This window comes from Rubrivirga aquatilis (genome assembly GCF_046845665.1).
In the GTDB taxonomy this organism is placed as follows: Bacteria; Bacteroidota; Rhodothermia; order Rhodothermales; family Rubricoccaceae; genus Rubrivirga.
Genome location: NZ_CP177355.1, coordinates 828,319 through 842,451 on the forward strand (window position 1 = coordinate 828,319; position 14,133 = coordinate 842,451).

Sequence of the window (14,133 nt, forward strand, 5' to 3'; positions counted from 1 at the left end):
TCGGTGATCGGTCTTCCGCGAGGAAGGCGGTCCGGACCGACCACCGAACACGGACCACCGACCACCGACTCCGATGCGCTTCCTCCTCCTCGCCCTGCTCGCGCTCGCCAGCGTCGCGCCGTCCGCCCAGCCCGCCGCGCCGGACTGGGACACGCGCCCGGCGCTGGCGGCCCCGCCCGCGTTCACGCCGCCCGCCGTCGAGCGGCACGCGCTGTCGAACGGGCTGCCGGTGCTGTTCGTCGAGAAGCCCGGCGTGCCGCTGGCGCAGATCGACCTGCTCGTCCGCGCCGGCTCGGCCGACGACGGCGACCAGGGCGGGCTCGCGTCCGTCACGGCCGACCTGATGGACGAGGGGGCTGGGGACCTCGACGCGCTCGCGCTCGCCGACGCCATCGACTTTCTGGGCATCGACCTCGGCGTCGGCGCCGGGCTGCACAGTCTGAGCGTGCGCCTGCACACGCCGCTCTCGAAGCTCGACGCCGCGCTCGCGCTGATGGCGGACGTGGCCCTGCGGCCGACGTTTCCCGAGGCCGACATCGAGCGCGTCCGCACGAGCCGGCTGACGGCGCTGGCGCAGCGCCGCGACGAGGCCCGGTCCATCGCTGGGGTCGCGCTCGCGCGCGCGGTCTACGGCGACGACCACCCGTACGGGCGGCTCGGGACCGGCGAGCCCGCGACGGTCGGGGCGCTGACGCGCGACGATCTCATCGCCTTCCACAGCCGGTCCGTCGTGCCCGCGCGCTCGGCGCTCGTCGTCGTCGGCGCGACGACGTGGGAAGAGATGAGGCCCCGGTTGGAGGCCGCCTTCGGCGAGGCCGTGTGGCCCGCTACCGGCGTCGCCCCAGCCGCCGCCGGGCTGTCGGCGGTCCCGATCCCAGCGCAGGTCGGCCCGCGCGCGATCACGTTCGTCGACAAGCCCGGCGCGGCGCAGTCGGTCGTCCGCATCGGTCGGGTCGGGGCGCCGCGCTCGACGCCGGACTTCTACGCGCTCGAAGTGCTCAACACGATCCTGGGTGGCAGCTTTACGAGCCGCCTCAACCAGAACTTGCGCGAGGACAAGGGCTACTCGTACGGCGCGCGCTCGGTCTTCGAGTACCGCCCCGTCGCCGGCCCGTTCATCGCGTTCGCGGACGTGCAGACGGACGTGACGGCGCCCGCGCTGACGGAGTTTTTCCGCGAGCTCGACGCCATCGGCGCGCCGGTCCCGGCCGACGAGCTGGCGAAGGCGCGCGAGAACCGGGCGCTCTCGTTCCCCGCGCCGTTCGCGACCGTGCGCGGCACGGCCGCGATGGTCGGCGACGCCTGGCTCGACGGGCTGGGCGACGACGCCTACGCGCAGTACGCCAGCGGCGTCCGCGCCGTGACGGCCGCCGACCTCGCCCGCGTCGCGGCGGAGTACGTCGACCCGGAGCGCATGGCCGTCGTGGTCGTCGGCGACTGGTCGGTCGTCGGCGAGTCGGTCGAGGCGCTCGGGCTGGGGCCGGTCACGGTCTTGTCCGTGGAGGACGTGCTTGGGGAGTAGGGGCCGCAATACGCCGCTACCGGTCGCCTCGCTCTTCTCGAACGACGCGGCCCGCCTGCACCACGAGGCGCACGGCGCGGAGCGCGGACACGGCCGCCGAGGGGTCGCCCGTGACGGCGACGAGGTCCGCCGCGAGCCCGGGGCGGATGGCGCCGATCGCGTCGGCCATCCGCAGCATCTCGGCGTTCCCGGCCGTCGCCGCGCGGAGCACGTCGAGCGGGGCCATCCCGTAGGCCACCATCAGCTCGGCCTCGCGCGCCTGGTCGCCGTGGTCGAACACGCCGACGTCGCTGCCGACGCACATCGGGACGCCCGCCGCGAGCGCGGCCGCAAACTGGCGGCGCTTGAGCGCGAGGCGCGGCGGCTCGGGCGCGGTCCCGTCCCAGCCCTGGTATTCGGAGATCGCCTCGACGGCCGCCAGCGTCGGGCACAGCCACGTCCCGCGCGCCGCCATCTCGGCCCAGACCTCGGCCGTCCCCGCGTCGCCGTGCTCGATCGTGCGGACGCCCGCGCGGACGGCGCGCAGCATCGCATCGGCGGTGCTCGCGTGGGCAACGACGTCGCGCCCCGACGATGCGGCGGTCTCGACGACCGTCCGAATCTCGGCTTCCGAGAACGTCGGCCGCGCCTCGCCGCGCGGGCCCCAGCGGTAGTCGGCGTAGAGCTTGACCCAGTCGACGCCCCCGCCGATCTGGCGGCGTGTGATGCGGACGAGGTCGGGGCCGTCGGCCTCCTCGGCGCCGAGCGGCACGTCCATGTCGGGCCGGAAGCCCTTGGGGCCGTACGAGCCCGTCGCCACGAGCGCGGGCCCGGCAACGAGCAGGCGGGGGCCGGGGATCGCGCCCTTGTCGATGGCGTCGCGCAGGCCCACGTCCGCGTAGCCGGCGCCCTCGGAGCCGAGGTCCCGGGTCGTCGTCCACCCGGCCATCAGCCCGGCTCGCGCGTGCATCACCCCGCGAGCGACGCGCTCGGCGACCGACTCGCGGAGCACCTGATCGGTCCAGCCGGTCTCGTCGTAGGGGTGGAGCAGCAAATGACTGTGGCCTTCGATCAAGCCGGGGAGCAGCGTCGTGCCGGGAAGGTCGACGACGCGCGCTCCGGCGGGCGCCCTCAGTCCGGGCCCGACGGCGGCGATCGTGTCGCCCTGCGTGAGGACGGCCCACCCGGCGTGCATCGCCTCGCCGTCGAAAACGCGGTCGGGGCGGAGGAGGAGGGCCGGCTGAGCGCTGGCGGCGGCGACCGCCAGCAGGGCGAGGAGCAGGGCAGGGAGGAGGCGGCGCATGGCGCGGGGTGGTCAGGCGTCGGTGATGGACGCCAGCACGCGGGCGACGAGGCCGTCCAGCGCCGACCCGTCGATCCAGCGGGCGACGATGACGAGGTCGTGCTCGGGGTCGACGTAGACGAGGTTGACGCCGGCGCCGAGGTGAGCGAAGGCGGTCGCCGGCGCGCTCGGGAAGCGCGCGCGGTCGTGGTTGAGGAAGTAGTTCATGACGCCGTAGCCGGGCTCGGCGGGTGTCGGCGTGAGGGCCGTGTCGAACCAGGCGTCGGGGACGATCTGGCGGTCGCCCCACCGGCCGCGGCGGAGCGTCAGGAGCCCGAAGCGGGCCTGGTCGAAGGCCGTCAGCCACAGCCCGCCGCCCCAGTGCGTCCCGCCCGAGACCGACTGGACGGGCTGGCCGTCGAGGAGCACCCAGCTCGTCCGGTACCCGTGCCACCGCCACGTCGGCGACGCGCCGATCGGGTCCATCACGCGCTCGCGCAGGACGACCGGAAGCGGCCGCCGCCACACGTTGAGGAGCGCCATCGCGAGCACGTTGACGCGCGTGTCGTTGTACTCGTAGACCGTGCCCGGCGCGACGCGTGGGCGCGTCAGCCACGTGTCGGGGTCGCGGTCCGGGCGGTCGGCCCAGTCGGGTTTGCCCCACAGCTCGCCGTCCCAGTCGCTGGTCTGGCGGAGCAGGTGGTCCCAGGTGATCTGGCGGTTGTGGTCGCCGGGGAAGAGGTCGAACGTCTCGGTCCGGCCGAGCTCGGCCGGCCGGGCGCCCGGGCCGATCTCGCCCAGCGCGGTGACGGGCGCTTGCGAGCGCCACACCGGGTCGTCGAGTGCGATCCGCCCGTCGGCGACGGCGAGCGCGGCGACGGTCGACAAAAAGCTCTTGGCGACGCTGAACGTGGGGTCGACGCGGTCGGGCTCGCCCCACGCGGCGACGATGGCGCCGCGGCGGACGATCACGCCGGTCTGCGGGCCGCGCGTCAGGAAGGGGCCGACGGCCTCGCCGTACGGTTCGCGCCCGAACCCCCGGGCGTGCGCGAGGGCCAGGTCGCGCGGGGCGTCGGCCTCGTTCGCCTGGGCAAAGGCGACGGCCGCCGCGAGCGAGTCGGCGTCCATCCCGACCGCTTGGGGCGAGAGGCGAGCCCAGTCGCCGGGCGGGGGGACGTAGGGCGTCTGGGCGCTGGCGGCGGTCGCCAGCAGCAGGAGCAGGAGGAGCGGGCGCATGGCCCGAACGTAGCGCCGGCCCCGTGACGCTGCGGAGCTGAACCGGCAGTCCCCGGTATCATCGGGCTCCGCCCCGTCCCCGCTCCCGCCCGTCGTCATGACCCTCACCTTCTGGGGCGCTGCCCAGACCGTCACCGGCTCCCTCCATTTCGTCGAGCTCGACGACGGCACGCGCCTGTTCTTGGATTGCGGCCTCTTCCAGGGCCGCCGCGAACTGGGCAAAAAGCTGAACAACGAGTGGCCGTGCCCGCCGGACACCGTCGACGCCGTGCTGCTCTCGCACGCCCACATCGACCACGCCGGCCTGCTGCCGAAGTTGTGGCGCGACGGCTTCCGGGGGACCGTCTACGCGACGCACGCCACGCGCGACCTGTGCGCGATCATGCTGCGCGACAGCGCCTACATCCAGGAAAAGGACGCCGACTTTTTCAACCGCAAGATGCGCAAAAAGGGCCAGCCCGAGGTCGAGCCGCTCTACGCGATGGAGGACGCCGAAGGCGTGATGGACTGCTTCCACGGAGTCCCGTACGGGACCCCGTTCTCGGTCCCCGGCGGCGTCCAGGTGGTCTACCGCGACGCCGGCCACATCCTGGGCTCGGCCACGATGACGCTCGACCTGCCCGGCGGCAAACGATTGGGGTTCACCGGCGACATCGGCAACCCGGGCCGGCCGATCCTGCGCGACCCCCAGCCGCTCCCGCCCGTCGACTGGCTGATCTGCGAGAGCACCTACGGCGGGCGCGAGCACGAGCCCGTCGACAAAGCCAAGGAGCGGCTGGCGCGGATCGTGACGGAGACGGCCGCGCGCGGCGGGCGCGTCGTCATCCCCGCCTTCGCGGTCGGACGGACGCAGGAGATCGTCCACAACCTCGACCAGCTGTGGAACGAGGACCGGATCCCCCACATCCCCGTCTTCGTCGACAGCCCGCTCGCGGTGAATGCGACGGCGGTCTTCCAAACGCACCCCGAGTGCTACGACGCGGACCTTTTGGAGTACATGCTGACCGACCCCAACCCGTTCGGCTTCGAGCGGCTGGAGTACGTCCGCGAGGCCAAGCGATCCAAAGAGCTCAACGGGCTGACCGTCCCGTTCGTCGTCATCTCGGCGTCGGGGATGGCCGAGGCGGGACGGATCCTGCACCACCTGCGCAACACGGTCGAGGACCCGAAGCACACCGTCCTGATCGTCGGCTACCAGGCCGAGCACACACTCGGGAAGCGGATCGTGGAGCGGCGCGAGACGGTCAAGATCTTCGGCAAGCCGCACCCCCTCCGTGCGCAGGTCGAGGTCATGAACACGTTCTCGGCGCACGCCGACGAGCCCGGCCTGGTGGCCTTTGTGTCCGACCTCGACGCGGACCGGTTGCAGACCGTCTACCTCGTCCACGGCGACCCCGAGCGCCAGACGGCACTCGCGCAAGCCTTCGGCCGAGCAGGCATCGACGCGGATGTCGAGGCGCCGGAGCGGGGGCACCGCGTGGCGCTGTCCTGATTTCACGAACGGTCGCTGGCGTCGGGTCGCTCGCGACCTACCTTGCGGCCTGCTCTTTCGCCCCGCCTCAGGTGCCGCGTGCTCGCGCGGCTGAAAAGGGAATCCGGTGCGTCGCCTCGGCGATCACTCCGGAGCTGTACCCGCAACTGTAGGTAGTCCGCCGCCGGCCGCGACGCCTGCGCCCACTCCCGCAAGGGGGGAAGGGCGAGGCCGAGCCGACGGACGCCAGCCCCGCGCCCTCCGCGGGCGCGCTGGCCGGATTGCAAGCCAGGAGACCTGCCTGTCGCGACGACCCCACCCGCCTCCGGGACCAGAGGCGCGGCGTTCCCGACGGCGGCCGACTGGCCGTGCGCGCGCGATCCCCGTGTCTCCGTGAGGCACGGGCTTTTTTATGCGCGCCTGCGCCCTCGTTCTCCTACTCGCCTCGGCCGTCGCCGCCCAACCGAAGGTCGGCGGCCGCCAGCCGGCCACGCCGGACTCCGCTCTCGCGGAGGTCACCGTGACGGCCGCCCGCCAGCCGGTCGCGACCGCCGACGCGCCGGCGCGGGTGACCATCCTCGATCGGGAAGCGCTGGCGGCGACCGCCTCGCTGGCCGAGGCGCTGACGGCGCGCGCGCCCGTCCACGTCCGCCGCTACGGGCCGAGCGGGCTCGCGAGCGTCTCGATCCGAGGCGCGAGCGCGGCGCAAGCACTCGTGCTCCTCGACGGCCAACCGCTCACCGACCCCGCGCTCGGGCAGGTGGACTTGAGCTTGCTGCCGACGGCGTTGCTGGAGTCGGTCGAGGTGCTGAGCGGGCCCGCCTCCGGCTTGTACGGGACGAGCGCGGTCGGCGGTGTCGTCCACTTGCGCCCGGCGACGGATGGCGTGCGGGCGTCGACCGGGCTCGGGGCATGGGGAGAGCGGACGGTGTCGGCGCTCGCTGGCGGCGGTCGCGGCCGGTTGTCGGTCGTCGCCGCCGGGGACCTCGCGCGAGCGGACGACGACTACACGGTCGCCGATCTGGGGCGCGTCGGGCAGCCACGGATTGCGCGTGAGGGGTGGGGCAGCCGTCGCGCCACGGCGTACGGCGCGCTCCGCCTCGCCGACGGACGCACCGTGGCAGGCCTGAGCCTGTGGGCCGCCGACGCCGAGCGCGGGCTGGGCGGAGCCATGCTCGACGGGGCGCTGGTCGGCGCGCGTCAGTGGGACCGCCGCGTCCGAATCGCGGGCCGCGCCGCGACGGCGCTCGCGGGCGCTCGCGTCCAGGCCGCCGGTCACGTCCAGCGGGCGTCGCTCCGCTACGCCTCGCCGTTCCCGCCCACCGACCGCCCCGACGCCATCGACGACACGGGCCGGACGACGACCGCCGCGCTCAACGTGAGCGCCACGCGCGCGCTCGGCGACGCGTCGTGGACGGCTGAGCTGGCGGGCTCGCTGGGCCGCGCCGACCACCCCAGCCTGGCCGACATCGCCGAAGACCGCGTGCTCGGCGCCGGGCTGGCGGGCCGCCAGCCGGTCGGCCGGCTGGTCCTCTTCCCGGCGCTCCGCGCCGACCTCCACGCGCCCGCTGGGGGCGAGCGCCGTCTCGCGCTCGCCCCCCAACTCGGCACGAACGTCCGGCTGGCGCCTCAGTGGTCGCTCAAGGCGAGCGCCGCCCGCGCCTTCCGGATGCCGACGCTCAACGACCGCTTCTGGGCGCCCGGCGGCAACCCCGATCTCCGTCCTGAGACGGCCCTCAGCGCTGACCTCGGCGCCGTCTGGGCCGGGCCCGGCGCGCAAGCCGAGGCGACCGTCTTCGCCACGACGGCTCGCGACCAGATCGTGTGGGCCCCGACCGCCGCCGGGCACTGGGCGCCCGAGAACGTCGCCCGGACGCGCACTTTCGGCGTCGAGGCCTCCGCTCGCGGCGCCCGCGTCGTCCGCCTCGGCGCCCCGCTGCTCCTCGATGGCGGCGCGCTGGCGACGCTGCTTAGCGCTCGCGATCTCGATCGGCGCCGGCCGCTCCGCTACGTCCCCCGGTGGACGCTCAAGGCGTGGGCCGGCGTCGCTCGCGGCCCCGTCCACGTTGCCCTCGATGCCCAGGCCGTCGGCGCCCGTCCGACGACGGCGGGCGGCACGCAGCCGCTGGCGGCGCACGTCGTGCTGGGCGCTCGCGCCAGCCTCGACCGCGCAATCGGCCCGGCCACCTTCACCGTCGGGGTCGACCTCGACAACCTCCTGGACGCTCGCTACGAGACCGTCCGCTCCCACGTCATGCCCCCTCGTCACGCCCGACTCCGCCTCGCGGTCCGGGCCCGCTAACGCTATGCGCATCCTTTCTCTTCTCGCCCTCGTCGTCGTCGTCGGCTGCGACTCGACGGCGCCCGACGCCACGGGCTCCGTCTACGTCGCCAACCAGGGCATCTTCTCCGACAACAGCGGCTCCGTCACCCGCTTCGACCCCGACACCGGCACGGCAACGGCCGACCTCGCGCCCGGCTTGGGCGGGCTCGTCCAGTCCGTCGAGACCGTCGGCGACCGCGTGTTCGCGTTCCTCAACTTTAGCGACTCGTTTGGGACCGGCAGCGGCCGGATCGCCGAGGTCGACCCGACGACGGGCACGGTGGTCGGCGAGGCCGAGGTCGGGACGCCGCGCGCGTGGGCGGTCGTCGGCGGGACGGCGTTCGTGACCAATTTCTACGGCGCCTCCGTGACGCCCGTCTCGCTCTCTGGGCTGGCGGCGGGCGCGCCGATCCCAGTCGGCGACAACCCCGAGGGCATCGCGGCCGTCGGCGACCGCATCTACGTGGCGAACTACAGCGCCGGGTTCGACTTCGGCGCGGGCCGGACGGTCTCGGTGATCAGCGCGTCCGGCCGAGCCGTCGTCGAGACGATCGACGTGGGCTGCGACGGGCCCCGGTTCGTGTTCGCCGACGGCGACGGCGAGGTCTGGGTGGTCTGCACCGGCCGGACGATCTACGACGCCGACTTCAACGTGGTGGGCCAGACGACCGGCGACGTGGTCGTGCTCGACGGCGCGACGGGCGACGAGGTCGCGCGGCCGGGACTCCCCGGCCAGGTCGGCAGCGGCACGCTCGGGACCGACGCCGCCCACAGCGCGGCGATGAAGGAGGTCTACGTGTCTCTCGGCGATCGTCTCCTGGTTTTCGGAACGGACTCGAACGCAGGGAGCTCGGCCATCGTCGTGGACGGCCCGCCGATCTCGGCCGTCGCCTTCGACGACATCGACAGCCGTTTCTACCTGGGCCGCGTCGACGCCGACGCCCCGTTCAGCGCGCCGGGCACGGTCACCGTCCACGACCGCGACGGGCGCCAGCTGGCGCAGTTCGGGGCGGGCGTCTTGCCGTCGGCGGTCGCCTTCGGGCCGGCACGGTGACCATCGACCGCTGCCTGTGCTTCGACCGGACGTTCGCCTCGCTGGCGGACGTCGCGGCCGACTCCGGCGCGAGCACGGTCCCCGAGCTCCAGGCGCACGCCGAGTTCGGGCTCAAGTGCCAGCTCTGCCACCCGTACGTCCGTCGGATGCTGCGGACCGGCGAGACCGTCTTCCACACCGTCGTGACCGAGGCCGACGAACCTGAGGGGAGGAGAGGAAGGAGAGAGGGATAGAGGAGCGGCGGCCAGCGCACCCGTTGCCCGTGTCTCGTTCCCTGTTCCCGTCCCTAGTCCGTCCGGATCAGGTGCTCGGGGGCATCGGGCATAGATTCGTCCCCTCCGCCCCGATGCCCGTGCGCGCGCTCTGCCTCAGCCTGGCCCTGTGGGCGCCCCTCGCGGTGGCCCAGCCCGCTGCCCCGGCCGGCCGGCCCGCCGCATCCGGGTTCGTCTCCGACGGCGGGCGGCTGATCCACTTCAACGTGGTTCGAGACAGCGTCGTCACGTTCGGGCAGGGCGCCGAGGGGCGGCCGCGCGTCTCGATCCCGTACGCCGCCTTCGTGGACGTGCTCGGCCGGGCCGGCCGAGCGGGGGCGCTCGGTACCGCCGACGCCGTCGCGGGCCCGCTCAGCATCGACGTGGACGACCGGTCGGTCGTGCGGCTGGCGACCTCGGTGCCTGTCGGGGCGTTGGCGTTGGCGCTGATGAGCATGGGGCTGATCGTGCTGGCGGGCGGGGCCGTGGCGTGGGAGCGGCGCGCGCGGCGCGCGAGCCGGATGCGGGCTGAGTTCCGGCGGCGGCTGGCGGCGGCGCGCGAGGCCGAGCGCGCCCACCTGGCGCGCGAGCTCCATGACGGGCCGGTGCAGGACCTGTGCGCCGTCCAACTCGCGCTCGGCGCGCTCGACGACGGGCCGTCGCGCACGGCCGTGACCGGCGTCGTCGACGAGCTCCGGGCGCTGTGTGACGAGTTGCGCCCGTCGGCGCTCGACGCCTTCGGCCTGACAGCGGCGCTGGCGGCGCTGGCGGACCGCGCCGACCGGCTCGGGTGGGGCGGCGACGGCGGCGGGCTCGCCGTCCGGTTCTCGGCGACGGATGCCGTCCGGGCCGTCGCCGACAGCCGGGCCCTGGGCGACGAGCGACGGCTGGCGCTCTACCGCATCGCCCAAGAGGCCTTGAACAACGCCGTCGCGCACGCGGGCGGGACGCTGGTGGAGGTCGAGCTCGACCTCGACGACGACCGCATCATCCTGACCATCGACGACGACGGCACCGGGCCGCCGGCCGCCAGTGCCCTCGACTACGCCGCCGACGGCCACTACGGGCTGCTCGGGATGCGCGAGCGGGCGGAGCTGCTCCGCGCCGACCTCACCATCGGGCCGAGCCCGCTCGGCGGCACGCGTGTGGCGCTGGCGGCGCCGGTCCCGATGCACCGGCTGGCGACAGTCGTGGCGTCGGTTTAGGCCGAAGTGCCCTTGTCGGGGCCGGGGCCCGTGCGCACCTTCTCGACTCCCGATCGGCCCTCTCCTCTCGTGTTTCATGCCTGACGTCCCCGTCACCGTCGTCGTCGCCGACGACCATCCCGTGTTCCGCGCCGGCATCCGCGACGCGCTCGAAAAGGGCGGGCAGGTGGACGTCGTCGGCGAGGCGTCGGATGGGAACGAGGCGCTGAAGCTGGTCCGTCGCTTGCGACCGGACGTGCTGCTGCTCGACATGAACATGCCCGAGAAGTCGGGCCCGGAGGTGGCCGCGGAGCTCGACGGCGACCCCGAGGCGCCGCGCATCCTGGCGCTGAGCGCGTTTAACGACTCGGCCTACATCCACGGCCTGCTGGAGGCGGGCGCGGCGGGCTACATCACCAAGGACCAGCACCCGACGGCCGTGCGCGAGGCTGTGCTGGCGGTCCACCGTGGCCACGGGCGGTGGTTCGTGCCCATCCCGCGCAAGCCGGAGATGCTCTCGCCGCTGACCGGCCGCGAGCACGAGGTGCTGGTGCTGATGGGGCGCGGGCTCGACAACGCGGCGATCGGAGAGCGGCTGCGGATCGCGGAGAACACGGTCCGCAACCACCTCGCGGCCGTCTACTCGAAGCTCGACGTGAGCACGGCGCGCGAGGCCGTCGCGTGGGCCTGGGAGAACGGCTTGGTAAAGTCGACCTGAGGCCGGCACGAGGCGGCGACTCTGAGGCAGGGACGGGGAGGAGAGCGGCTTGTCACAACCTGGTCATCGAGGTCTTCGTTGATGCAAATGCACCAAGTACGCTGGCTCCGGGGGGTGGATGTTGGGAGCGTCCTCCTCCGAACCCATGCGCAAGCTCCTCGCCCTCGTCCTCCCGCTTCTGCTCGTCGCGCTAACTGCGGCGTGCGACACGACCGAGCCGGAGACGTGCACGGTGCCGTCAACCGTAGAGGCAGGGCGGCTGGCGGCGTGCGTCTCGGGCGACGTGGACTTGGAGCTCGACGCCACGGTGAGCGCGTTCACTACCGACGAGGGGGAGGTGGTGATCGAGTTCAGAGAGGGGCGCTCGGGCGGCACGCTGGTCCTGAGCACTGCGGCGGACCCGGACCTCTTCCCTGTGGCGGTGAAGGGCCCGGACGGGGCGACTAGCGTCGCGTTCTTCCTCGTCACCGTCGACGAGCCGGGGACGTTCGACACGTTCAACGGGCTGACGGGGACTGTGACCGTGGATTCGGTCGGGGCGGACGGGGCGCTGGCGGGAACGCTCGACATTGCCGCCGGCAGCCGGACGGGCGAGCTTCGCGTCGAGGGCCGGTTCCGTACGGGCCCCCTCCCGACCTAGCCATGCGCGCCCTCCTCCTCGCCGCCGCGCTCCTGCTCTCGGGCTGCGCGGCCACGCATTCGGTCGCCGGCGACGACGACTTCGCCGCGCTCAACGACCGGCTGGCGGGCCGCGACGCCGTGCTCGTCCTCACGGACGGGACGGCCTACGACGCCACGGCCTTGCGAGTCGGGCCGGACTCGACGACCTGGATCGACCCCGCGACGCAGGCGCTGCTGGCGATCCCGACGTACGCCATTGCTGAGGTCGAGCGGCGCGACCGCCAGCGGACCTTGTTCCGGGGCGTCCGCATCGGGAGCCTCTCGGGCGTGGCCGTCGGGGGCGCGATGGGGGCGATCGCGGGGTTCGAGAGCGGCGGCTGCGTCATCTTCTGCGGCGGCGACCCGACGATGGGGGACCGCCTCAAAGGGGCCGCCGGGTTCGGGCTGGGGGGCGCAGCCGTCGGGCTCGTCTACGGGGCCATCTTCGGCGGCGCGGCCGGTCTCGTCAGCGACTCGGCCGAGCGGTTCCGGTTCGACATCGCGCCGCCGACCGCCGCCGAGCGGGCCCCGACCGCGCAGGGCCGGTGAAACGGGACGCCTGCGGGGGGCGACAGCGGACCCCCGCGCACGGCGGGGCGTAGCTTCCGGCCCCGCAGACCGCCCCGACTCGATGCCCGGAACGCCCGTCAACAACGCCACGCCCGACGAGCGCAAGCTCAATTTTTGGGAGCGCATGTACTTGCCGGAGATCTTCAAGGGCCTCGGCTACTCGGCGTCCAAGATGTCGCTCGACAGCTACGCCTTCGAGTACCCCGAGGAGCAGTGGTACCCGCCGGACTCGTACCGCGGGCGCCCCGTCTTGGTCGAGGAGCAGGGCCGGCCGCGCTGCGTGGCCTGCGGGCTGTGCGCGCGGTCCTGCCCGCCGCTGGCGATCTCGATGCAGGCCCACGAGGTCACCGACGACATCAAGGAGCGCGAGCCGGAGTGGTTCGAGATCAACATGCTCCGCTGCATCTACTGCGGGTTCTGCGAGGAGGTCTGCCCCGAGGAGGCCATCGTGATGTCGAAGGAGTACGACCTGACGTTCCAGACGCGCGACGAGGCCCACTTCGGGCTCGACCGGCTCCTGGTCCCCAAGGCCCGCCTCCAGGACCGCCTGGACTTCCTCCAGCGCCGCCGCAATCCGCAGGCTGCCGACGCCTGGCAGCACCCGGAGTCCAACAACATCCACACGCTGCGCGACCGGCTCGCGTTCGTCGCCGAGGTGGAGGACGCCATCGACGGCGCGCAGGCCTCGAACCCGGCGCACGCCTAAGAGGGACTTGGGACGAGGGACTGTGGGGACTGAGGGGACCTTGGCCCCCGACCCGCGACATTTCCCAGCCCTCCGCCCCCAGTCCCACTAGTCCCCAGTCCCCATGCTCGACCGCTACGCCGAGCCGCCCCGCGACGCCGCCACGCTCGCCGCCCGCCGCGAGGCGCTGCTCGACCAGCTGGGCTGGCTGGAGGACGAGGCCACGGCGCTGGCGCCGCTCTTGGCCGCGCTGCCCGCCTGGGCGACCGATCAGGCGCCGATGCCGGACGACCTGTCGGCCAAGCAGATGTTCGCCGCCCTCGCGACGCTCGACCGCGAGACGTACCCGGCCTGGATCGCGGCCGTCCGCGAGCAGGACACGCCTCCCTTCGAGACGCCTGCCCTCGCAGCGCCCGCCGACGCGAATGATCGCGAACTGGCCGAGCTGCTAGCGGACCTCCGCACGGCGCGCGCCGAGTTGCGGACGACGTTCGAGGCCGTCCCCGCCGAGGCGTGGGCGCGACGGGCGACGCTCGACGGCACGGCGACCGATCTCTACGGGCTGGCGCTGGCGATCGTGCAGCGCGACGCCGAGGTGCTGAAGACGCTGGCGTACCGGCTGCACCAGGCCGACTTGCGTCCGCCGACGCCGGGCTCGGACCTCCCCCAGCCGCCGCAGGCGTGATGGGCCCGCGAGCCGTCGTCGAGGCGTGGGTGGCCGCCTTCAACGCCGGCGACGCGGACGCCCTCGCGGCGCTCTACGCCACGGACGCCGTCAACCACCAGGTGGCCGAGGCGCCGGTCGAGGGGCGGGAGGCGATCCGGGCGATGTTCGCTCGCGAGTTCGCCGGGGCGGGGATGACCTGTCTCGTGGAGCAGGTGATGGAGGACGGCGAGTGGGCGGCGCTCGAGTGGCGCGACCCGCTCGGGCTCCGCGGCTGCGGGTTCTTCCATGTCGTCGACGGTCGGATCGCGTTTCAGCGCGGGTACTGGGACAAGCTCTCGTTCCTCCGCCAGCACGGGCTGCCGATTCCTCCGCAGTAGCGACCGCCTCGGCACCGATGTGGTGTGTGAGGGCTCCGCGACGGTTGTCGTGGGCATGCGGGGGCGCGACGGCACTCTCAGCGAGCCAACAGACAATGCGGCAGTCTCCGTTTGGCTGTGCGTGGGCCACGTGGCGAGAGGGATTGCGAGGGTG

The 14,133-nt window shown here is 73.6% G+C and carries 14 protein-coding genes and 1 riboswitch; of the genes, 12 read left to right on the forward strand and 2 right to left on the reverse strand.

Features of this window, described 5'->3' with window-relative positions:
• Window positions 1-73 precede the first annotated feature (73 nt).
• Window positions 74-1,522, forward strand: a complete 1,449-nt coding sequence (locus ACLII4_RS03575) for a M16 family metallopeptidase (protein ID WP_412069523.1) — start codon at window positions 74-76, stop codon at window positions 1,520-1,522.
• A 16-nt stretch (window positions 1,523-1,538) separates the two neighbouring features.
• Here the strand turns inward: ACLII4_RS03575 and ACLII4_RS03580 are convergent, their stop codons facing one another.
• Both ACLII4_RS03580 and ACLII4_RS03585 read right to left on the reverse strand, forming a co-directional pair.
• Window positions 1,539-2,804 (reverse strand): amidohydrolase family protein, encoded by a 1,266-nt coding sequence (locus ACLII4_RS03580; RefSeq protein ID WP_412069524.1) that lies wholly within the window; start codon window positions 2,802-2,804, stop codon window positions 1,539-1,541.
• Window positions 2,805-2,816: 12 nt separating this feature from the next.
• Complete coding sequence (locus tag ACLII4_RS03585) at window positions 2,817-4,019, reverse strand: serine hydrolase domain-containing protein (RefSeq protein WP_412069525.1); 1,203 nt, start codon at window positions 4,017-4,019, stop codon at window positions 2,817-2,819.
• Between the two features lie 97 nt (window positions 4,020-4,116).
• On the opposite strand from ACLII4_RS03585, the gene ACLII4_RS03590 reads away from it, so the two are divergent.
• From ACLII4_RS03590 to ACLII4_RS03640, 11 genes are all read left to right on the forward strand, one after another.
• The gene (locus ACLII4_RS03590) at window positions 4,117-5,511 is read left to right on the forward strand and encodes an MBL fold metallo-hydrolase RNA specificity domain-containing protein (protein WP_412069526.1); all 1,395 of its coding nucleotides are present in this window, start codon (window positions 4,117-4,119) and stop codon (window positions 5,509-5,511) included.
• A gap of 52 nt (window positions 5,512-5,563) precedes the next feature.
• Window positions 5,564-5,810: riboswitch (cobalamin riboswitch) on the forward strand.
• Between the two features lie 92 nt (window positions 5,811-5,902).
• A complete protein-coding gene (locus ACLII4_RS03595; RefSeq protein ID WP_412069527.1) occupies window positions 5,903-7,792 on the forward strand; it encodes a TonB-dependent receptor plug domain-containing protein in 1,890 nt (629 codons plus the stop codon).
• A gap of 4 nt (window positions 7,793-7,796) precedes the next feature.
• Complete coding sequence (locus ACLII4_RS03600; protein ID WP_412069528.1) at window positions 7,797-8,867, forward strand: YncE family protein; 1,071 nt, start codon at window positions 7,797-7,799, stop codon at window positions 8,865-8,867.
• Complete coding sequence (locus ACLII4_RS03605; RefSeq protein ID WP_412069529.1) at window positions 8,864-9,100, forward strand: (2Fe-2S)-binding protein; 237 nt, start codon at window positions 8,864-8,866, stop codon at window positions 9,098-9,100. Before ACLII4_RS03600 ends, ACLII4_RS03605 begins: the two co-directional genes overlap by 4 nt.
• Window positions 9,101-9,219: 119 nt before the next feature.
• The gene (locus ACLII4_RS03610; RefSeq protein ID WP_412069530.1) at window positions 9,220-10,323 is read left to right on the forward strand and encodes a sensor histidine kinase; all 1,104 of its coding nucleotides are present in this window, start codon (window positions 9,220-9,222) and stop codon (window positions 10,321-10,323) included.
• 76 nt (window positions 10,324-10,399) lie between these two features.
• Complete coding sequence (locus ACLII4_RS03615; protein WP_412069531.1) at window positions 10,400-11,020, forward strand: response regulator; 621 nt, start codon at window positions 10,400-10,402, stop codon at window positions 11,018-11,020.
• Window positions 11,021-11,165: 145 nt separating this feature from the next.
• Window positions 11,166-11,660 carry a hypothetical protein gene (locus ACLII4_RS03620; protein WP_412069532.1) on the forward strand — a complete coding sequence of 165 codons (495 nt, stop codon included), beginning with the start codon at window positions 11,166-11,168 and terminating at the stop codon, window positions 11,658-11,660.
• A gap of 2 nt (window positions 11,661-11,662) precedes the next feature.
• Window positions 11,663-12,229 (forward strand): hypothetical protein, encoded by a 567-nt coding sequence (locus tag ACLII4_RS03625; RefSeq protein ID WP_412069533.1) that lies wholly within the window; start codon window positions 11,663-11,665, stop codon window positions 12,227-12,229.
• 82 nt (window positions 12,230-12,311) lie between these two features.
• Complete coding sequence (locus tag ACLII4_RS03630; protein ID WP_412069534.1) at window positions 12,312-12,956, forward strand: NuoI/complex I 23 kDa subunit family protein; 645 nt, start codon at window positions 12,312-12,314, stop codon at window positions 12,954-12,956.
• Between the two features lie 103 nt (window positions 12,957-13,059).
• A complete protein-coding gene (locus ACLII4_RS03635) occupies window positions 13,060-13,620 on the forward strand; it encodes a hypothetical protein (protein WP_412069535.1) in 561 nt (186 codons plus the stop codon).
• On the forward strand, window positions 13,620-13,979 hold the full coding sequence (locus ACLII4_RS03640) for an SgcJ/EcaC family oxidoreductase (RefSeq protein ID WP_412069536.1): 360 nt from the start codon (window positions 13,620-13,622) through the stop codon (window positions 13,977-13,979). Before ACLII4_RS03635 ends, ACLII4_RS03640 begins: the two co-directional genes overlap by 1 nt.
• Window positions 13,980-14,133 lie beyond the last annotated feature (154 nt).

Coding starts and splice junctions, on each gene's coding strand:
- ACLII4_RS03635 (WP_412069535.1), top strand. CDS start 13,060: ATGCTCGACCGCTACGCCGAGCCGCCCCGCGACGCCGCCACGCTCGCC.
- ACLII4_RS03595 (WP_412069527.1), top strand. CDS start 5,903: ATGCGCGCCTGCGCCCTCGTTCTCCTACTCGCCTCGGCCGTCGCCGCC.
- ACLII4_RS03615 (WP_412069531.1), top strand. CDS start 10,400: ATGCCTGACGTCCCCGTCACCGTCGTCGTCGCCGACGACCATCCCGTG.
- ACLII4_RS03590 (WP_412069526.1), top strand. CDS start 4,117: ATGACCCTCACCTTCTGGGGCGCTGCCCAGACCGTCACCGGCTCCCTC.
- ACLII4_RS03640 (WP_412069536.1), top strand. CDS start 13,620: ATGGGCCCGCGAGCCGTCGTCGAGGCGTGGGTGGCCGCCTTCAACGCC.
- ACLII4_RS03620 (WP_412069532.1), top strand. CDS start 11,166: ATGCGCAAGCTCCTCGCCCTCGTCCTCCCGCTTCTGCTCGTCGCGCTA.
- ACLII4_RS03625 (WP_412069533.1), top strand. CDS start 11,663: ATGCGCGCCCTCCTCCTCGCCGCCGCGCTCCTGCTCTCGGGCTGCGCG.
- ACLII4_RS03630 (WP_412069534.1), top strand. CDS start 12,312: ATGCCCGGAACGCCCGTCAACAACGCCACGCCCGACGAGCGCAAGCTC.
- ACLII4_RS03580 (WP_412069524.1), bottom strand. CDS start 2,804: ATGCGCCGCCTCCTCCCTGCCCTGCTCCTCGCCCTGCTGGCGGTCGCC.
- ACLII4_RS03575 (WP_412069523.1), top strand. CDS start 74: ATGCGCTTCCTCCTCCTCGCCCTGCTCGCGCTCGCCAGCGTCGCGCCG.
- ACLII4_RS03585 (WP_412069525.1), bottom strand. CDS start 4,019: ATGCGCCCGCTCCTCCTGCTCCTGCTGCTGGCGACCGCCGCCAGCGCC.
- ACLII4_RS03600 (WP_412069528.1), top strand. CDS start 7,797: ATGCGCATCCTTTCTCTTCTCGCCCTCGTCGTCGTCGTCGGCTGCGAC.